We start from the raw sequence: 19566 nt of genomic DNA, 5'->3' as shown, positions 1-19566 counted from the left end.
ACACCGGCCGTTTGGCCGCCGACCACTCGACCGCTGGCCTTCACCGGACCACCCCCCCCGCTACGGGCGCGGTGAGGGCTCGGGGACCGCGAGGCGGAGCTGGAGGCGGGTGAGCTTGTCGTGGGCGAGGGTGCCCGGCTTCGCGCTGAGCATGACCACGCGCAGGTCGGTGCCCGGCACGGCCAGCGTCTGGCAGTCGAGGTCGAGCACGCCGAGTTCGCCGTGGTCCACGCGCTTGCGCAGCGTCGCACGCGGTCGGACGTCGTGCCGCCGCCACTGCGCAGCGAACCCGGGATCGCGCTCGGCGAACTCGCCGACCAACCGCCGCAGCGCGGAGTCGTGCGGACGGCGGGCCAGCGCCTCGCGCGACTGGGCCGCCGCCTGTGCCTCGAACCCGCCCGCCGACTCCGGAGGCGCCGAGCACACCGTTCCGCCCGGGCGCATGGACAGCCGCAGCACGTTGCGCTCGGCCGGGGGCAGCGCGGCGAAGTCCGTGATCAGCGCTGCCGCCAGGCCGTTCCAGGCCAGAACGTCGTGGCGGGCGTCGCAGACGTAGGCGGCGACCGGGCCGAGCCGCTCCAGCAGGGCGAGCACCCCAGGAGGGACCTGCTCCACATGGCCGGGCCGTGCGGGCGGCGCGTGCCCCGCGAGCCGGGACAGGTGGGCCCGTTCCACCTCCGACAGTTTCAGGGCCCGCCCGATCGCGTCGATCACCTGCGGTGACGGGCGCGGCGCCCGGGCCTGCTCCAGCCGCTCGTAGTAGTTCACCGAGACCCCGGCGAGGTCGGCGACCTCCTCGCGCCGCAGCCCCGGTGTGCGTCGCGCGCGCCCGCCCACGGCTTCGGGAAGGCCGACGTCGGCCGGGCGCAGGGTCTCGCGGCGGGCGCGCAGGAATCCGCCGAGTTCTCGCTTGTCCACGCCCCCAGCGTGCCATGCGCGCGGGCGGCGAGCCACGGACCACTGGTCCGGGGACGACGCGGCCGTTCCCCCGCGCGGCGTGGCCCGCCAGTGTGGCGGATGACGGACCGAACGGCGCAGACCGAACAACGGAGGCGGAGATGGACCGATCACCCGAAGGTGCCGAAGGCACGACGATCCTCATCACCGGCGGCACCGGCAACACCGGCCGCCCCCTCACCGAGACGCTGCGGGCCCGCGGCGCGCACGTGCGCGTGGCCAGTCGCAGGCCGGGGCCCGGCGGCGTGCCCTTCGACTGGGCGGATCCGACGACGCACGCCCGGGCGCTCGCCGGAGCGGAGGCCCTGTACCTGGTGCCGCCACTGATGACCCTGGACCCCATGCCGTTGGCCGGGCCGTTCCTGAGGGCCGCTCGGGCCGCCGGGGTGCGGCGCGTGGTGCTGCTCGGCTCACTGGCGGAACTGCCCGGGGCCCGGGGCGTCGCGGAGCTGGGGGAGACCGTGCGATCGTTCCCGGAGTGGGCGGTGCTGCGGCCGTCGGGGTTCATGCAGAACTTCACCGGGATGCACCCGGTGGCGGCGGGCATCCGCGAGCGCGGCGAGATCCGCTCGGCGACCGGTGAGGGGCGGCTGGGCTGGATCGACGCCGCCGACATCGCGGCCGTCGCGGCGGAGGTGCTGTCGGCACCGGGACCGGTGGCCGGTGAGCACGTGCTCACCGGGCCGGAGTCGTTCGGGTACGCGCGGGCGGCGGCGATCATCGCCGACGCCACCGGACGACCGGTGCGCCACACGCCTGCCCCGGCGGCCGAGCTGGTCCGGCGCAACCTGGACGCGGGCATGCCGGAGCCCTTCGCCGCGGCGCTGGTCGGGGTGGACGCCGACATCGCCAGGGGCAGCGAGGACCGCGTCACGGACACGGTCCACCGTCTGACCGGCCGCCCTCCCCACACCTTCACCGACTTCGTCCGTGCCCGCCGGGAGGAGTGGTCCGCGACGTGAGGGGCGGCCGGGCAGGCCCGCCGCGTGCGCCCGGGGGCCGCACCGTTTCCTTCCGGGACCGTCATGGGCTCCTTGGGCGCGGTCAGCCGAGTTGGCGCCGCACGATCATCTGGATCGACCGGCCGGGTGCGCGGCTCGGCACGGGAGTGAACCCCGCCTGGGTGAACACACTTCCTCGCCGGTCGCGCCGCTGCCCGGGGCCAGTGCCAGGGACGCACGCGACATCGTCGGTACTCGCCCGACGCACCGATCGGGCGGACGCTGCTCGGCTTGCGCGGATCCGTCCGGCTCGGCGGTGCCGACGCCCGGCACAGCCCGGAGCCGGGGAACGGCGGGCGCGGCGCCTTCGTCGCCGGTCGCCGCATCGGTCTCCGCGTCGGTGCGGGAGACACCGGCAGCGTTCGGGGCGGGTGTGTCCGACCAACACGCGGAGAGGGTGACCAGCCCGGTCCTGCCGCGAAGCGGAGCCAGCAGCTCGGCCAGTTCGCGCAGCCGTACGCGCTCACGGCGCTGGTTCAGGGCGGTGTGTCCCTGAGCGGGCTGAACACGGCCAGCATCCGCACGGGCCCTTCGACGGCAGCCGCGGGTCCGGGTCGGGGGCCCTCGCTCGCGTGCACGAAGGTGACCCCGTGCAGGGAGAGCGCCTTTCCGTGTACCGAGGCGGCTTCCAGCGGGAGGAGGGTGATGCGGTCGGAGCCCGGAGGGAGCACGACGTGGACGACGCGGGGTGCCCGCCCCGCCAGCACGGTGGTGACAGGTCCCAGTACCTGCGCCGCCGCCCACGCGCCCACCTGGGCGAGCAACGCGCCTCCCGGGCGAGCCAGGTGTCGGGGGAGAGCGCGTGGCGGCGGCGGTGACGAAGGCGCCCAGCGGACAGGGGTGCGCCCCGCCCGGGCGGGGCGGGGCGAGAGGGTCATCGGCCCGACCGGGCGGAAAGCCGTGGCGAGAGCATACGTCCCACCGCGCGCAGCAGGGCCCGGAACTCGGCCCCGTTCGGGCGGACGCCCAGGCCCGCGTACATGAGCGCGTTCCCGTACTCGGCCATGAGGACGATCCGGCCGTTCTCGACGTCGAACCGTGTCACATAGGTGTTGCGGTAGGGCTGGCCCGTGCGCGCGACGACCATGTCACCGATGCCGTGGAAGAAGAGTTCGCTGCCATCCGGTGAGACGCGCCATGCGTGGTCGCGCCACAGCAGCGGGGTGAACTTGTCGAACAGCGCGCCCGTGTAAGCGAGAACCTCGCGCTTGCCCTTCACATCCGCGACGCAGAGGCCACGCCTGCGACCCGCGATGATGTCCGCGACGCCGTCGGGGGTCGTGGCACCTCAGGCGTGCATGAACAACTGCCGTGCGTCGTCGGCCAGGGTCCGGGCCACGGCTTCGATGTCCTTGGCCTCGACGGCGCGGATGAACTCCTGGGCGATGTCGAGCCCGGTGTGGGTGGCGGGTGTCATTTTCTGGTCATTCATGAGGGTTTCCGTTCTTTGTGTTCTGTGTGTGAGGATCCGGTTCAGGCGTCCCACGACAGCAAGGGCTCACCGAATGACCTGGGGAGCCCGAAGGACGCGAAGCGGGGCGTCCACCAACGCGTGAACTCGGACTCGTAGGCCAGGAGCCGCTCGGAGAAGGTGGCCAGGTCGACGCTCTCGTCGAGTTCGAGGTAGACGATGAACTCCGCGCCGCCGTCGTCGTTGGGCTGGAGCCACATCCGTTCCCGGTGGTAACCGCCCTCCCGGGCCCTGGTGTCCAGGCCGGGAAGGTGGTCCCTGTCGAGAGCGGTGAGGAGGTCTCGGAACTCCTGGACGCGGTTCTCGGGGATCGGGAAGGTCCACGCTGTACTGGTCATGCCGTTCTCCTTGGCCCTGGGCGGTCCGCCGCGCGTTCGGGGCGGTCCTGACGGACCGGATGCGTCTTCGGTGATCCGGGACGCCGAGCGGGGGAGGAAGGCCACGTCGAGGGTGGTACCGGCAGGACCACGTTCGCCCGCCGATCCAGGGCCCAGGGGGCGGGGATAACGGGGGTTATGTCGAGCAGCGATCGGACCGAGTTCGGGGAGTACCTGAGGCGGCGCAGGGCTGCGATGAGTCCTCCCGACCCGCGGGGCGGTGTGCGGGTGTCCCGTCGGCGGGTTCCTGGGCTTCGCCGCCAGGAGGTCTCCGATATCGCGGGTATCTCAGTGGAGTACTACACACGCCTCGAACAGGGCAGAGCGCCCCGCCCCTCGCGCGAGATCCTCACCTCGCTGGCACAGGCCTTCGGGCTCTCGGACGCCGAACGCGACCACCTCTTCCGGCTGGGTGGTGAGTCCCCGCCCGAACCGGCCTCTCCCGCCTCGGTCATCCGCCCCGGATTGCTGCGTCTGCTGCGGGGCCTGGACGACACGATGCCGGTCACCGTGCATGACGGGCGGCTCGACCTCCTCGCTCGCAACAGGGCCGCGCAGGAGTTGCTCGGGACCCTGACCGGCGGCGGCCCGTTCGAGCGCAACATCGCCTACCAGGCCTTCACGACCGACGTGCTCGCCCACCTGCTCGCAGACGAGGGTTCGGAGCGGTTCCTGCGGGTCGCGGCCGCTGAACTCCGTATGGCACTGAGCCGGTACCCCGGCGACACCTACCTTCGCTCCTTGCTCGCCGAGCTCACCGCTACCAGCCAGAGCTTCCGCGACCATGGGGAGGAGGGGGAGGTCAGCGTTTCGAGATCCGTGGTCAAACAGATGCACCACCCGACCCGCGGGTGGGCCCGCTTCGAGCTCGAGGTGCTCCACGACCCTGAGCGGGACCACTGGATCATGCTCTACACGCCTCACGGCGACGGGTAATTCTTCGCGCCGGACAGGGGGTCCGCCCTTTCCCGTCCGATCCGCCGCGCCGTTCGCTGCCCCCTGACAACACCCTGTGTCCCACGTGAGCCTGGCGCAGAGGGATACATCCTCAGCCGTTCGACCAGTGCCGGGTAGTGCTCGGCTCCCGGCCGCCGCACGGAGCAGGTGATCCCGGCCCATTCTCCGGACACGGCGAACGGCACCAGCGGCACCTCGGGCATCATCCGGCCCAGCGTCGTCAGCAGGGCCAGGGTGCGCGGCTGGTTCCGGTAACAGTGTGTTCGTGCCCTCGGCGACCATCCGCCGGGCTCCGCTCACCCTGTTCATGACATCGATTGTGGCGTGTCACGCCCTACCGGGTGAGGGGTTTCGACTGAAACGGCCGTATGCGGCCGACGGAGGCCATCCGGTGTACCGGGGAGCACATCAGGCACGAAACAGGGGAACCCGCCGCTGCCTGGGGAGCGGCGGGCCCCGCTCCTGTCACGCGTCGTGCACCGCGATATTGAGTGAGGCGCCCTGGTGCCTGTTGATCACGGCCTCTTCCGTGAGCGAATGGCGGACCAGGCACCCGCCGGCCTCCCCGCCCATCAAGAGGAACCCGTAGACGATGGGGACCTCGGAGGACACGAACTCGCCGGTCCGGCGCCGCACGAAAGGCACCTGCCTGCTGTCGGCCTCCACGTACTCCTGGACGATCCAGTCCCCGTCCAACGCCCGCTCAACGGCCTGGAGCCACTCCTGCTCCGACACGTGGGGGCCGACCACCACGTCGAGTCCGGCGTAGCTGTCGGCCTTCTTCAGGACCAGTTCTCTCCTCTGCTCGGTCAGGAGCCGGTGGAGGTCCCAGTCCCGGCCGCGGAAACTGGTCTTGCCCCCTTCCACCACACGCGTCCAGGGAAGGTGGCGTTCCAGGAACCTGCGGTCGGAGGCCGTGTACCAGGGGCGGCCCTGGGACATCCATGCCAGGACCTTCTTGTTCTGGAACATGAACGCGGTCTCCGGCGCGAGCAGGACGGCGCCGCTGTCCATCACACCCCGCAACGGCTTCGTGCCGATGCCCATCTGCTCCCATTCGACCGGAAGGTAGTGCCGGAACACGACCGGGTGCCGCGGCGCGCCCGTACCTCCTTGGAACGCCCTGACGAGTTCCTCCGGCTCCAGGAAGTCCGCCTCGAACCCCCTCGCTCTGAGGTAGTCGCGTTCGATGGTGAAGTAGCGGTCGTCCCCGACGTTGTCCTCACGCATGGTGCCGAGAACGGCCACGGACCGTTCCCTGCCCAACCACGCACAGACGTTCCGGAAGAGTGCGGCGCGTGCCGCCAGGGGGTCCGCTGCGGCCAAGCGCCCGTCGGAACGTGACAGGTGGTACCCGGTCAACACGTGCATGCTGACCACCCCGCCGATCGCGGCCCCGATGTTGCACTCCAGGATGCGCAGGACACCGTCGCTGAGGACCCCGTCGGTTCGGGACATACAGCCGCCCCACTCCCACTCGACCTCGTCCCGGTCGAACAGGTGGTACAGGTCCTCGTCCGCGCCCAGAAGTGACCGCAACCCGAGCGGGCTCTCGGCCATGGAACGGCAGGTGCGCTCCAACAGCGAGGTGAACCTGCGCGCCGTGCTGAAACCGTGTTCGTAGTCGGCCCTGGCCATCGGCAGCGGCCGCACCGGAACGTCCTCACCTCCCGTGAAGGGAAGCCCGCGCATCACGTCGTCCAGTTCGCGGGACACCCGGAGGGCCTCCTCCCCGTCCCTGAACCCGTGGTCGTTCGGTCTTGAACCGGATCTGCTGTTCGTCAAGAGGAATCGTCCTACCGTCGAGGGCCGGGGCCCGGTCGTCATGGTCCGCCAGCCCTCAATCCGAGGAGGACACCACGGTTCCGAAGGATCGGGGGTGACCCCTCTCGATCAGGGCCTCGGCCCCCCCGCGGATCGGCTGCTGGGTGAAGCAGCCGCCGTCCTGCGCCCCCACCGAGTACGGGCCGAGGAGGACAGGGGCCTCGACGGCCTCCACGGCCTCCGACTCCAGGTTCCAGTAGCGCATGGGCCAGGGGTCGGCGCGCACGCGTTCCTGGACGACATGGGCGCCCTCGCGCAGCGCTCCCTCCACAGCCTCCCTCCACTCCTGCTCGCCCAGGGCGCTGCCCATGAGGACCCCTCGGGAGCCGAACAGGTTGAAGGGTTTCAGCACCGCCTCCTCCCGGTTCGCGAAGGCCCACTCGACCGGGTCGACCCGGTCGCCGTGCCGGTCGACCCACCCGGGCGTCAGGCGGGCGGTCCAGGGAACGAAGGAGAGCAGCCGCCTCTGTCGCGCGTCCAGCCGGGGATCGCAGTACAGGTCGGCGAGCAGCGCCTTGCTGGTGAACAGCTGGGACACGTAGGAGCCGAGGAGCCGAGTGCCCTTGGCGTGTTCGAGGGCGATGACGAAGTCCATGTGGTCGCGGCGTACCCGTGCGTTGGCCATGAAGTAGCGGATGGCGGTCCCGTAGGGCCTGCCCCGCCACCACAGCGAGCCCTGCGCGACCTCGGCCTCCTCGACGGGGACGAAGTCGCACGGGACACCGTGCGCGGCGAAGTAGTCGCCCTCCGCCTGGAAGGCCCGGAGAGAGCCCTCGTCACCCTCACTCGCGAGCCCCAGGAGCGCGACGCGGCCACCGTCGCCCCTCGCGTGGGTGCGGGCCCAGTCGCTTCGGGCGGCGAAGAACGAACGGGCGGAGAGGTCGTTCGCCCGGCGCATCTCCCGCCCCGTGGGAGTGCTCAGGAGCGTGTCCGTGAGCACGGGGGCGGCGGTGGTTCCGTTGAGGCAGGTGCCGAAGTTGAGTTCAAGGACGTAGGGGCGACCGTCGGACACCAGGACGTCGGGGCGCAGGCAGCCCAGGGCCTGGTCCAAGGGGCGTTCGGCGCCGACGAACCAGCGTTCGTCCTCCGAGAGCTCGGCGATGTCGGCCAGCTTTCCCATGTCGTGGCCGCAGGCCTCCAGGGCGTGGTCCCGCAACAGGTCCCCCAACCGGGACCCGATCCCGTGCAGGAAGTTCGCGGAGCCCGAGCCGAGGACGAAGGGTTGCAGGGGGACGTAGCCTCCGCGGCTCCAGATCCCCAGCTCCGAGGCGGCCTCCCGCACCGCTTCCGCGTGGGACCTGGCGGCCGCGGGGCTCATGGCGTCGATGGCCTCGGACCACTCCGCGTGTGCGTCGGCGGGAACCACCGGGGGGTGTTCGCGGTCGATCACGATCGTTTCCTCCTTGTCGCTTTCCGGATCTTTCCGGCCCGTGCCAGCGCCTGGTTCCTCTGTCGCTCACGCTCGGTCAGTCGTGCGAGGGGGGAGGAGCGCGCGTAGTCGGCGATCCCTCGGACGGTCCGTACCGAGTAGACGACGTGTGTCGGCACGTCCCAGCCCAGTTCCTGATGCAGCCGCGCGCTCAGGGCGAGCACGGTGATGGAGTTGGCGCCCAGCCGGAAGAAGTCGCTCTCGGGCATGATCTCCTCCTCGCCCAACAAGTCCACCCAGATCCGGATGAGCGAGTCGGTCTCCCCGTCCTCGGTGCTCGGGCCGACCTTCGTGACAGAGGTGCCCCGGGACCGCTGGCGGACCGAGGCGTGGTCAAGTTTGCCGTTCTCGGTGAGGGGAAACGCGCCGAACACGTGAACACGGTCAGGCACCAGGTAACCGGGGAGCCGCTCCTGTAGCCATCGGCGCAGGTGGTCGCCGTCGACCCCGTCCGCTTCCACGGCGGCGCGCAGAGTGGACGTTCCGGCGATCTGTTCCGCGTACGCCGCGGCCCGGCGCACGGACGGATGCGACTCCAGTTGGGCCTCGACCTCGCCCGGCTCCACACGGAACCCCCGGATCTTGACCTGGCGGTCGAGGCGTCCGAGGTATTCGAGAGTGCCGTCCGGCAGCAGCCGACCGCTGTCACCGGTGAGGTAGACCCGCAGGCCGCCGAACTGCTTCAGTTCGACGAAGCGGCGCGCGGTCAGCTCGGGATCGTTGAGGTAACCGTGCGCCAGACCGTGGCCGCTGACGGCGATCTCCCCGGGAAGTCCCACCGGCAGCGCTTTCAGGTCGGTACCCAGCACAACGGCTCCGGAGCCGTCCACCGGCGGTCCGATGGGGGTGGACCGCAACCGGGAGACATCGCCGTGAATCCGGTGACAGCAGGAGAACGTGGTGTTCTCCGTCGGCCCGTACCCGTTGACGAGGCTGTTGGGCGGGACGTGTGCGCCGGCCCGGGCGAGCACCCTTGGCGGGACGGCCTCGCCGCCCACGATCAGGTGCCGCATACCTGACAACCGGGACGGCTCCGTCTCCAGCAGGCGCTCGAAGAGGGAAACGGTGAAGAAACCCGCCGTCACCCCGTGGCGCTCGACGGCCGCGCACAACCGCCGGGGGTCGGCCAACTCCTCGGGCTCGGGCAGCACCAGGAGCCCGCCGTTGGCCAGGGCGCCCCAGATCTCGAATGTCGCGGCGTCGAAGGAGACGTTGGAGACCAGCATCGTGACGTCGCCCGTGTCGAGCGGCAGGGTCCGACTGTGCCGGACCAACCTCACCACGCCCCGGTGGGGGACTCCGACGAGCTTGGGTTCGCCACTCGTGCCGGAGGTGGGCATGACGTAGGCCAGGTGGGCGGGGGTGACCCTGGCGGGGGGTGGTTCCTCTCCGGGCGCCGGCGGCCCCGCGACGGTCGGCCCGTCCACGAGGACACGTGGCACACCCTCGGGGAGGCCGATCTCCTCCACCAGGTCGGACCGGGTCACACAGACGCTGACGGCGGCCCGATCGACCAGCGCGGGAAGCCGGGTCCGGGCGTGTTCGGGAGCCAACGGAAGGTAGGCGCCACCGGAGCGCAGCACGGCGAGCAGCGCGGCGGGAAGATCCCCGCACTTGTCCAGGACCACGGCGACCGGGCCCCGTTCGGCCAGGTCCGGCGGCAGCGAGGAGGCGATCTCCGTCGCGCGTTCCGCCAGCTCCCGGTAGGAGATCGAGCGCCCGCCCTCCCGCAGGGCCACCGCCTCCGGTCGTGAACGGACCTGGTCCGCGAACAGGTCGACCAGGCTCACCTCGGCCTCCGGAACCCGCGGCAGGGCCGTACGGCGGATCAGTTCCTCCTCGGACCGCCCGAGACAGGGCAGGTCCTCCAGAGCGGTGTCCGGCGCACCCACCACCGCGCTCCAGAAGGCGTCGAAGCCCTCGGCCACGAGTTCCAGGGCGCCGTCGGGGCACGCGTTCCCCGCCGCGACCCAGGAGAGGCGGGGCGGTGCGGACGAATCCCCTTCGTCGAGGAAGAGGGTGAGTTCGTAAGGTGAGTTCGAGGGCAGGTCCGGCCACCTGCTCACGTGCGGGTTCTGACCGTGGCCGGGGTGCTCGGGCAGGCCCCGGACCCTCTGGGCCAGGACGACTCGGGCGGGCGCCGGCGTACCCTGGCCGGTCACTCGGGCCTCTTCGCCGAGCATGTCCTCGAAGGGGAGGTCTCCGTGGTCCACCGCCTCGCGGAACAGCCTCGCCACGTCAGCCAGGTAGCTCCGGAAACCCCGGCGCTGGTCATCACGGTTCACCCGGTCACGCACGGGGAGCAGGTTGACCATGTGCCCGATGGACGCGGTGTACCCGAGGTCGTGCCTGCGTGAGAAGGCCACGGAGACCGTGTTGTCGGGATGGCCCTGCCGGCGTCGCAGGAAGGCCTTCAGAGCGGCCAGAACGAACACGAACGGTGTCGTCCCCTCCCGGCGGGCCAGCTCCCTGGCCCGCTCCCACAGGGGTAGGTCCCGTGTGGTTCGGGCCGGTCGTGTCCTCGGTCCGGCCCGCTCAAGAGGGGCAGGCAGTACGGGGACGTCCTGGACGCCCTCCAGAGCCTGCCGCCAGTACTCACGCAGACGCCTCCCACGTTCGGGCTCCGGGGCGGCCAGGACACCCGGTGACGCCGGGCCGGGTACGCCCCCTTCCCGGGCGTAGCGGTCCGGGCTCTCACAGGCACGGACCAGGTCCCGTTCGAGGACCACGGCCGACTCCCCGTCGAACACGAGGTGGTCGGCGACGAACAGCAGCACTCCGAACCCGGGTCCCAGAAGCAGTTCGGCCTGCCAGGGCCGTGACCGGGCGTCGAGCCGTTGGTCGAGCGCGGCGAGGACCAGTGCGTCCACCTCCGCCTCGTCCGCCACACGGACCAAGGGCACGTCGACCGGGACGGTGCCCTCCACATGTTGGACGAGCTTTCCCTCACGGGTCAGCTGAAAGGTCGTCCGCAGCGCTTCGTGCCTGTCCACGACCAGGGCCAGGGCCTCACGCACCTGTTCGGGGGAGAGGGCCTCGCCCAGTCGCAGCGCGTGGACCACCGTGGACGAGGACGAGTCGGGGTGGAACTCCCGCCAGGCCCACAGCCCCTGGTGCGCCCGTGACGTGGGATAGCGGCCGGGACGCGCCGCGTGTTCCACCACCTCCACCTCCGGGCCGGGCTCCAAGGCCGCCAGGGCACGGACCGTGCGGGCCGACAGCACCTCGGACGCGGTCCTCAGCACCCCCTCCTCACGCAACCGGGCCGAGATGCGCACGGCGTCCAGGGAAACACCCCCGAGCCAGTGGAAGTCGTCCTCGGCCCCCACCTCGTCGAGGTCGAGCACCTCAGCCCACACCCGGCAGATCCTCTCCTCCTCCGGGGTGTCGGCAGCCACGTACGGAGGACCATCGGAGGGGCGGCCCCGGTCCAGGGTGAACAGCCGGTCCACGTCGACCTTCCCGTTACCGGTCATCGGAAAGGAGTCGGTGACCAGCACCCGGGAGGGGACCATGTGGGCCGGTAGCTCCATGGCCGCGTGTTGGCGCAGGTCGGTGGGGCGTACTCCGTCGGGCGCCTCCACAGCGGCGACCAACCTCCGAGCGTGCGGCCGCCCCACCACACGGACGACACAACGCCTCACCAACGGTGCCCTGGTCAGGGCCGCCTCGACCTCACCCAGTTCGACACGGAAGCCGTGCACCTTGACCTGGTCGTCCCTGCGCCCGACGAATTCCAGCTCACCGTTGTCCAGGAACCGGCCGTAGTCTCCAGTGCGGTAGGAACGCCGTCCGTCGAGAGCGACGAAACGCTTGTTCTCCTCCTCCTCGTGCGCCCAGTACCCACGGGCGAGGCAGTCCCCCGAGACCACGATCTCACCGACCGCACCCGGCCCCACCGGCAGCAGCCGCTCGTCCACCAGGCTGACGGTGCTTCCTGCCACCGCCCGCCCGATGGGGGTGCGCCGGGCCTGATCCGTCATCCGCTCGAACAGGTGGAGTGTGGCAGTGACGGTGGTCTCGGTGGGGCCGTAACCGTTGACCACCCGTAGCCCGGGGCACGCCTTCCGGAAACGCTCCAGGGCCCCTTGGGGGATCGGTTCGACACCGACGAGTACGCGCTGTGGGGCGTAGCCGTGTCCGCCGTCACGTTCGGCGGCCTCCACCAGTGGCGTCACCAGGCCTGGCGGTACGTAGGCGCTGTCGATGCCGGCGGTTCTCAGGAAATCCCACAGCTCCTCCCCGCCCCGCAGAGAGGAGGGCGCGGGCACGTGCAGGGTGCCACCGTAGGCGAGGACGGAGAAGATCTCCCACACCGACACGTCGAAGGCCGTGGGCGAGACCAGGGAGCCGGAGAAAGCAGGTGCAGCGGGGGCCAGGGCCTCGTACGACTCCACCATGTTCAGGACACTCCCGTGCTCCACGAGAACGCCCTTGGGTCGCCCGGTCGAGCCCGACGTGTACATCACGTACGCGAGATCGTCCGAGCGTGCGGGCCTTGCGGGCCTTGCGGGCACGGTGGCCGGTGCGGTGGCCACGGAGGCTCGTCCGCTCACCTCGTCGAGACACAGGACCGGAACGGAACCATGGGGCCCGGCAGCGGCCTCGGGATCGGTGACGACCAGTGCGGCGGGGTCCAGGTCGGCCACGATCAGAGCGAGCCGTGACGCCGGGAGCGAGCTGTCCACCACGCAGTAGGCGGCACCGGTGCGGAGCACGCCGAGCAGCGCCACGACCGTGTTCGCCGTCCTGCCGCCGAGGACGGTGACCCGGGTACCGGGGCCCGCCCCGCAACGTGCCAGGACGTCGGCCAGGGCGGTCGTCCGGTCGAGCAGTCGCGCATAGGTGAGGCCCGGGCCGTCGGCGGGGAGCAGCGCCACCCGGTCGGGATGGAGCGCGGCCTGCCGGGCGAACGCTCCGTGCAGGGTGTGCGCCCCGTCACCGCTGCTGTCCTGACGCATGCTGTTCTCCTCATCGGTTCATCGGCGTATCGGTCCCCGCGGGAGTGACCCGCCTCAGGAACGCCACGTGAAACGGCCGGGGGCGGCGGGGTCCCGCTGGGCGAAGAGCTCCTTCAACGGGGTGTCGGGGCCCTGCTCCGCGAGCAGTTCGAGGAACCGTGCGACGCGCCCCAAGAGCCGTTCCACGGTCGCGGGGAGGTACCGGTCGGCCGCGTACAGGGCGTGGATCAGCAGACCGTCCCCACGCGGAAGGAACTCCACGGCCAACGGGAACTTCGGCCTTGTGGGCAGGGGAACGTCGAGCGGTTCCAGGTTCCCGCCGCCGGACTCGGTGTCGAACATGGTGGCGATGACGGAGAACAAGGGATTGTCCTGGTCGCCGCCCCCGCTGCCCATGTGGTGGACCAGGTCCAGATACGGCACGTCGGAGTGGGTGAGCGCTTCGCCGAACACGGCCCTGGTCCGGCGCAGCGCCGTGTCGAGGGTGGGAGCCGGACCGTCCGCGTCCCCTGCGTCCTCTCCCGGTGCCAGCCTCAGGACGACCGGGTCAACGAACATGCCCACGATGTCCTCGAAGTCCGCACGGGCGCGGTTGGCGAGGTTGGTGCCGATGACGACCTCCGACCCACCGCACCACCGGGAGAGAGCCAGGGCGAGCCCGGTCAGCCCCGCGGTGTAGAGGGTGGCGTCGGCCGCACGGACGCTGCGGCGCAGCTTTTCGAGCGTCTCCGGTGACAGGAGGCGGGTCGCCACCGCCACCCGCCGGTGAGTGTCCTCGGCGATCTCGGCGTCGGCTGGCGGCACGGTCGGCTCCAAGCCCTCCAGACGGCCCTTCCAGTAGTCGAGGCGGTCCTCGTACCCGGGGGCCGCGCGCAGGTCGTGCTCCCACTGGACGAAGTCGCGGTAGCTTCCCCGGGGTTTCGTCTCCGAGGGCGTCCCACCCTCCAGACCGCTCTCCAGGTCCTCCTGGATGATCTTGATGGACCAGGCGTCCACCGAGGCGTGATGGCAGACGAACAGGATGTGTACCGGGGTCTCCGGGCCATGCGCGATGAGCACGCGTGTGGAGAAGGACGCCAGATCGATCGGGCGGTCCACGAAGGCGCGGGCGACGGCCCCGAAGGAACTCCCGTGGCCGCGGGGGTCCAGAACCACCTCCTCGACGGGTGTGTCGTCGACGTCGCCCACGAAGCGCCGGGGAACCTGCTCCTCGTCAGGCCGGTAGCCGGAGCGCAGCACGTCGTGGCGCAGAAGGACCTCGCGCACGGCTCCGCGCGCCTGCTCGACAGTGGTGCCACCGGGCAGGACCCAGCCGAACGGGACGTTGTAGTCGCTGCTGTCGGGTGTGAGCTGATGCAGGTACCACAGACGCTGCTGCACGCTGGACAGGGTGCCCTTCCCGACACGGGCGGCGGCTTCCGCGGCCGCTGGCTCTCGCACGTCGGCCTCGGCCAGGGCGACGATGTCGGCCACCGACCCGGCTGACAGAAGCCCGCCCAGTGACACGTGCTCGCCCAGGAGGGGACGCAGCCGGGCGGCGATCTGCATCATCTGCAGGGAGTCGATACCGAGCCCCGCGAAACTCTGCCGGAGGTCCACTCGCTGGTGTCCGCTGATCTCACGGACCGTCAGCAGGATGGCGTCCGCGGTCGAGTTCCCGGACGCGTCCTCCCCGCGGAGCCGCGCGGCCTCGGCGACCTCGGCCAGTTCCGCCCGCACGGCCGCCCGCTGGGACTCCGCTCCGCGTACCGCCGGAACCACCACCGGCTGCTCGGCGCGCAGGGTCCTGCGCAACAGCTCGGCGCCGTCCAGAGAACCGAGTCCTCTGGTGCTCGCGATCCCGTCGGCGCTCCACCCGTCCCAGACCGCGGAGATCCACCTGCGGCCACTCACCGCGCTCATCTCCACCGCGAGCGCGTCCAGGTAGGCGTTGGAACTCGCGTAGGCACCGAAACGCAGCGCCCCGATGATCGTCGAGACCGAGGAGAAGAGGACGACGAAGTCGTAGTCGTGTTCGCCGAGCGCTCGGCGCAGAGCGGCGGCGCTCATCACCTTCGCCTCCGTGAGCGAGACCGCGGACTCCGGGGTCAGGTCGGTCAACAACGGGAAATCCTCGACCGCTGTGTGCGCGGCCAGGTGGAAGACACCGTCCACACGCCCGTGCTCGGCGGTGAGCTCGTCGACCGCGTGTTCCAGCGCGACGGGGTCGGCCGCGTCCAGTGCCCGGAGCACGATGGTGCAGCCGCGCTCGCGGGCCGAGTCGAGCAGCGCGCGCCCGTGACCGCTGGGGGACCGGTCAGGGTCGCGTCCAGCGACGACGATGGTGGCCCGTACCTCGCTGGAGATGGCCTCGGCCACCACAGGGCCGAGACGACCCGTGCCCCCCAACAGGAGGTAGGTACCGCCCTCCTTCAGAGGACTGGCCCGGTTGACGGTGGCGGGTTCGTGGAAGCGGCGGTAGCGGACACCTCCGCGGAGGGCGAGGTCGTGGTCCCCCGGTTCCGCCAGTTCCGCGAGAAGCGTGTCGATCTCGGCCTCCGCGGACTCAGGGCCCGCCTCCAGGTCGACCATCGACGTGGTCAGTCCGGGCCATTCGTGCGGGGCGCACCTGAGGAGCCCGATCACCGCTGACGGGCGTGTGTCACCGCGCTCACCGGAGAGCACAGGCCAAAAACCCCTGGTAACCACCACCATGCGGGACACGGGTCCGCTCTTCAAACCGCGGAGCGGGCGGAGCAGGCCACGCTCCAGCCAGGCCGTCAACCCAGGCCGGTCGACGGGATCGTCGTCCTCCGCGGGTTCCGGAGACGCCAGGGTCAGGTCCACCAGGACCGGGGCCTCCTGGCCCGGTGCGCCGCTCACCGACGGAGAGGGGGAACCGGCGGGCACCAGCGTCACGTCCACCCCGGCATCGGCCAGCCGCGCCGCGAGCACGGCGCCCAACCCGTCGCCGTCCTCGGCGCGGACGGCGACGCGGGAGGGGAGGGGACGACGGGCGTTCCGGGGGACCGCGGGTTCGGGCCGCCAGGTCGGTGCGTCAAGAACCCGGTGGGGCCCGCCGTCGGACGCGGCGTGGAGCGAACTCGACGACGGGTTCGCCGTCGCCGACACGTGGTTCCACAGGCGGCGCCTCTGGAAGGGATAGCCGGGCAGGACCCCGAACCGCTCGTCACGCGTGCCGTTGGCGCTCTCCCAGTCCACCGGGGTCCCCTCGGTCCACACCTCGCCCAGGGCACGGAGCAGACCGGTGAGAGGGCTCTCGTCCACGGGGCCGACGGTGACCGCGCGTCCAACGGAGTCGAGGAGGTTCCGCCGTACCAGTTTGGTGAGGGAATCACCTGGTGAGGCCTCGATGAAGTGCGCGTGTCCGGCCTCGCCCAGCGTCTCCATGGCTTTCCGGAACCGGATGGGCTGGCACAGGTGCCGGACCCAGTAGTCCGGTCGCTCCATCTCTCCTGGCTCGATCCAGGTACCCGTGAGCGTGGACACCAGGGGCCGTTGCGCGGGGCGGAGCCTGACGGAGGAGAGCACGTGCCGTAGTTCGTCCCCGGCCTCCGTCATCAGGGAACTGTGCGGTGCGATCCGGCCCGGCAGGACACGGGCCTCGATCCCGTGGTCGAGCAGCGCGGACCTCTGCCGCTCGACGAGGTCGGCCGGGCCGCTCAGCAACACCCGCTCCGCGGCGTTGTCCCCCGCCAGTTTCATCCCGGGCAGAAGCAGGTCCGCGACCTTCTCGGCCGAGCACGGCGCCGCCATCATGCGGCCTTCCGGGGTGGCGCGCATGAGCCGGTCCCGTGCCGCCAGGACCCGCATGAGCTCCTCCCTGTCGAAGACCCCGCTCATGTAGGCCGCGGCGTACTCACCGACGCTGCTCCCGCACAGCGCGTCCGCCGTCACCCCGAGCTCCTCCAGGAGACGGGCCAGGGCCACCTGCACCGCTATGAGGGAGGGCTGGTAGGCCAGGGCGCGGATCTCCGGTTCATCGCCGCTCACTCCCGCCAGAAGCTCACGGCTGGACATGCCGTGCGCATCCGCGAACAGACCGACCTCCTCCTCGAAGACGGGGAAACGAGCGCACAGTTCCTGGGGGCGGTAGACCACCTCCGCCCCCTGTCCGGGGAAAAGGAAGACCTGGGAGGGGGCCTGCCCGGGGACCGGCCGCACGTCCGTCGGTTCGCTCAGGGCACGCGCCGCCCCCGCGCGGTCCCCGGCGACCGCGACGGTGCGATACGCCAGGTCCCGGCGCCCGGAGGTGAGCGTGTGCGCGACCTCGCTGAGCCGCTGGCCGGACGCTTCGACATGGGCGGCCAGGTTGGTGGCGCTCCTGGCCAGCGAGGCCGGGCTGTGGGCGGAGAGCGGTAGGGCGAGCGGCGCCCGCTCCACGCCCTCCCCGGCCGGGCGGCCGTGCCCGGGTTCCCGGGCCGGAGAGTAGTTCTCGACGATGACGTGAGCGTTCGTGCCACCCACCCCGAAGGAGCTCACTCCCGCACGACGGGCGTCGGCCGTCGGCCACGGACCCGTTTCCGTCGACCGGGGCACCCGGAACGGGGACTGCTCCAGGTCCAACTCCGGGTTGGGGCTGTCGAAGCCGACCAGGGGCGGAATGACGCCTTCCTGCACGACATGCACGGCCTTGACCAGGCCGGCGACCCCGGCCGCGCGGTCGAGGTGCCCGAAATTGGCCTTGAGGGACCCCAGGGCGCAGAACTCGGTCCGGTCCGTGAACAGGCCGAAGGCGGACCGGGCCGCCTGGAGTTCGATGGGGTCGCCCAGTCGCGTCCCCGTTCCGTGCGCCTCCAGGTATCCGATACTCTCCGCCGGTACGTCCGCGGCGGCCAGTGCGGTGGCGATCGCCTCGGACTGGCCCCGTGTGTTCGGCGCCATGAAACCCGACTTGGCACGCCCGTCGTTGTTGACGGCGCTCCCACGAACGATGGCATGGACCGGTCGACCAGACGCCAGAGCGTCGCCGAGGCGCTGGAGGACGACCACCGCGCCACCGTTGCCTGGAACGGCACCCCGGGCCTGGGCGTCGAACGGCAGGCACCTGCCGTCCGGAGAGGCGATCATGCCCTTCTGGTGTACGTAGCCCAGGTGCTGGTCCGGGTTCACGGACACGCCCCCGGCCAGGGCGACGTCGCTCTGCCCCGAACGCAGGCTCTGGCAGGCCATGTGGACGGCCACGAGCGACGAGGAACAGGCCGTCTGCACGTTGATCGCCTCGCCCCGAAGGTCCAGGAGGTAGCTGACCCGGGTGGCGAGGAAGTCCGGGCTGTTCGCGATCATCTGCTGGTAGCGCGCGTTCTCGTCCCCCGGGTCCGTGGGAAGGGGGTTGTAAAGGCTCGGCGCGGCGGCCGCGTACACCGAGACCAGGTCGGCGCCGCCCGGTACGACGGCCGCCGCCTCGAGGGCCTCCCAGCAGATCTCCAGGAACAACCGGTGCTGGGGGTCGAGCAGTTCGGCCTCGGCGGGGGCCATACCGAAGGCCTCGGCGTCGAACAGGTCCTGGCCGGAGAGCAGGCCACCCGCGAGCACCCGGCCCGGTGCTCCTGACGGGCCCTCCCACCGGGTGACGCACTCCACGCCGTCCCGGCAGGCGGACCAGAAGGAGGCGACGTCCGGGGCCTGGGGAAACCTGCCGGACATCCCGACCACCGCGATGTCGTACTCCGGGTCGTAACCGGCCTCGCTCATGCGGACTCTCCCTTGCTCGAAGGCTCGTCGGTGGGCGGCCCGGCCTCTCCTCGGGGGTCGATCAGAGGAGCCAGCGCCCCCGCGAGGGACGGCACGTTGTCCGCGCTCATCAGGCTGTAGTGGGTACCGGGCAGCCAGACGGTCGCCGGTGGGGTCCCGAGCACAGCCGACCAGCCCAGATCCTCGGGAGAGTCCTTCCAGCCGTGCTCGTCGCGTCCCCTCATGAGGAGGAAGGGAGCCTGGGGGCACTTCGCGTCCCAGCCCTCCCGTGCGGCGTCCAGGTGCCAGAAATACGTGTCGACGAACGGACGGAGGTCGTCGACCTCGAGGGTGTCCATGCCCCGGTCCACCCTGAGCCTGGCCGTGATCGCCGCCAACGCGGTATCGACCGTTCGTGTGCTCTCGTGGTCGGGGAACGACGACGGATCGAGCTCGAAGAGCCCGGCGAGTTTTCCGAGGAGCGACTCGTCCCGGGAGCTCAGGAGTTCGGGGGTCCCCGAATCGATGGCCACGGTTCCCAGGACCGTGTGGCCCTCCGCCTCGGCGAGGGAGGCCATGGCCACGGCGACCGGTCCGCCGAACGACCATCCGACGAGGACCAGCTGTTCGTGGCCCTCCCCGCGCAACTGTGCCCAGTAGTGCTCGGCCAGGGCGTTGATGGAGCACAGTTCCGGCCCGCCCGGTTCGAGGCTCTCGTAGGCGTAGACGGCACCCGTTCCGGGAAGGTGCGGCAGCAGGCGTCGGAAGGCGGTGGAAAGCCCGCTCGCGGGGTGAAGGAAGACGGTGGCGGGCTCGCCGCCGCCCCGTAGCGGGACGAGGTTGTCGCTCTGGTTGATCATCGGCTCTTCTGCGTGGGTGGGCTGCTGGGGGACATGCTGGCGCGCGGCACCGGCGC

The 19566-nt window shown here is 71.2% G+C and carries 12 protein-coding genes; 2 read left to right on the top strand and 10 right to left on the bottom strand.

Annotation, left to right across the window (positions count from 1 at the left end; genetic code table 11):
* Positions 1–60: 60 nt before the first annotated feature.
* Positions 61–918, bottom strand: coding sequence for a helix-turn-helix transcriptional regulator (locus ACSIH6_RS20195; RefSeq protein ID WP_435109863.1), 858 nt, complete (start codon positions 916–918; stop codon positions 61–63).
* Positions 919–1058: 140 nt separating this feature from the next.
* Between ACSIH6_RS20195 and ACSIH6_RS20190 the strand changes: the two genes are divergently transcribed.
* A complete protein-coding gene (locus ACSIH6_RS20190; RefSeq protein WP_435109862.1) occupies positions 1059–1919 on the top strand; it encodes a Rossmann-fold NAD(P)-binding domain-containing protein in 861 nt (286 codons plus the stop codon).
* A 515-nt stretch (positions 1920–2434) separates the two neighbouring features.
* Here the strand turns inward: ACSIH6_RS20190 and ACSIH6_RS20185 are convergent.
* The 4 genes from ACSIH6_RS20185 to ACSIH6_RS20170 all read right to left on the bottom strand — a co-directional run bounded on the left by ACSIH6_RS20185 (position 2435) and on the right by ACSIH6_RS20170 (position 3767).
* Positions 2435–2722, bottom strand: coding sequence for a hypothetical protein (locus tag ACSIH6_RS20185; RefSeq protein WP_435109861.1), 288 nt, complete (start codon positions 2720–2722; stop codon positions 2435–2437).
* A gap of 110 nt (positions 2723–2832) precedes the next feature.
* Entirely contained in the window at positions 2833–3177 is a 345-nt protein-coding gene (locus ACSIH6_RS20180; RefSeq protein ID WP_435109860.1) for a nuclear transport factor 2 family protein, read from the bottom strand.
* Positions 3178–3246: 69 nt separating this feature from the next.
* A complete protein-coding gene (locus ACSIH6_RS20175; protein ID WP_435109859.1) occupies positions 3247–3390 on the bottom strand; it encodes a hypothetical protein in 144 nt (47 codons plus the stop codon).
* Between the two features lie 41 nt (positions 3391–3431).
* Positions 3432–3767, bottom strand: coding sequence for a hypothetical protein (locus ACSIH6_RS20170; RefSeq protein WP_435109858.1), 336 nt, complete (start codon positions 3765–3767; stop codon positions 3432–3434).
* A 177-nt stretch (positions 3768–3944) separates the two neighbouring features.
* On the opposite strand from ACSIH6_RS20170, the gene ACSIH6_RS20165 reads away from it, so the two are divergent.
* Positions 3945–4742 carry a helix-turn-helix transcriptional regulator gene (locus tag ACSIH6_RS20165; protein WP_435109857.1) on the top strand — a complete coding sequence of 266 codons (798 nt, stop codon included), beginning with the start codon at positions 3945–3947 and terminating at the stop codon, positions 4740–4742.
* Positions 4743–5228: 486 nt separating this feature from the next.
* On the opposite strand, the gene ACSIH6_RS20160 is transcribed toward ACSIH6_RS20165, so the two are convergent.
* From ACSIH6_RS20160 to ACSIH6_RS20140, 5 genes are all read right to left on the bottom strand, one after another.
* Entirely contained in the window at positions 5229–6479 is a 1251-nt protein-coding gene (locus ACSIH6_RS20160; protein ID WP_435109856.1) for an ATP-grasp domain-containing protein, read from the bottom strand.
* A 124-nt stretch (positions 6480–6603) separates the two neighbouring features.
* Complete coding sequence (locus tag ACSIH6_RS20155; protein WP_435109855.1) at positions 6604–7977, bottom strand: hypothetical protein; 1374 nt, start codon at positions 7975–7977, stop codon at positions 6604–6606.
* On the bottom strand, positions 7974–12977 hold the full coding sequence (locus tag ACSIH6_RS20150; RefSeq protein WP_435109854.1) for an amino acid adenylation domain-containing protein: 5004 nt from the start codon (positions 12975–12977) through the stop codon (positions 7974–7976). The genes ACSIH6_RS20155 and ACSIH6_RS20150 overlap by 4 nt, the downstream gene beginning before the upstream one ends.
* Positions 12978–13031: 54 nt before the next feature.
* On the bottom strand, positions 13032–18671 hold the full coding sequence (locus ACSIH6_RS20145) for a beta-ketoacyl synthase N-terminal-like domain-containing protein (RefSeq protein WP_435109853.1): 5640 nt from the start codon (positions 18669–18671) through the stop codon (positions 13032–13034).
* On the bottom strand, positions 18668–19510 hold the full coding sequence (locus ACSIH6_RS20140; protein ID WP_435109852.1) for a thioesterase domain-containing protein: 843 nt from the start codon (positions 19508–19510) through the stop codon (positions 18668–18670). Before ACSIH6_RS20140 ends, ACSIH6_RS20145 begins: the two co-directional genes overlap by 4 nt.
* Between the last annotated feature and the right edge of the window lie 56 nt (positions 19511–19566).

Source organism: Nocardiopsis synnemataformans (genome assembly GCF_965343085.1).
GTDB lineage: Bacteria > Actinomycetota > Actinomycetes > Streptosporangiales > Streptosporangiaceae > Nocardiopsis > Nocardiopsis alborubida.
Note: the sequence above shows the minus strand (reverse complement) of the source record. Positions and strands in the feature narration are given on the sequence as shown.

Excerpts from the sequence above, each read along its gene's own strand:
- ACSIH6_RS20170 (WP_435109858.1), bottom strand. The coding sequence starts at position 3,767 with ATGACCAGTACAGCGTGGACCTTCCCGATCCCCGAGAACCGCGTCCAG.
- ACSIH6_RS20165 (WP_435109857.1), top strand. The coding sequence starts at position 3,945 with ATGTCGAGCAGCGATCGGACCGAGTTCGGGGAGTACCTGAGGCGGCGC.
- ACSIH6_RS20150 (WP_435109854.1), bottom strand. The coding sequence starts at position 12,977 with ATGCGTCAGGACAGCAGCGGTGACGGGGCGCACACCCTGCACGGAGCG.
- ACSIH6_RS20175 (WP_435109859.1), bottom strand. The coding sequence starts at position 3,390 with ATGAATGACCAGAAAATGACACCCGCCACCCACACCGGGCTCGACATC.
- ACSIH6_RS20140 (WP_435109852.1), bottom strand. The coding sequence starts at position 19,510 with ATGATCAACCAGAGCGACAACCTCGTCCCGCTACGGGGCGGCGGCGAG.
- ACSIH6_RS20190 (WP_435109862.1), top strand. The coding sequence starts at position 1,059 with ATGGACCGATCACCCGAAGGTGCCGAAGGCACGACGATCCTCATCACC.
- ACSIH6_RS20145 (WP_435109853.1), bottom strand. The coding sequence starts at position 18,671 with ATGAGCGAGGCCGGTTACGACCCGGAGTACGACATCGCGGTGGTCGGG.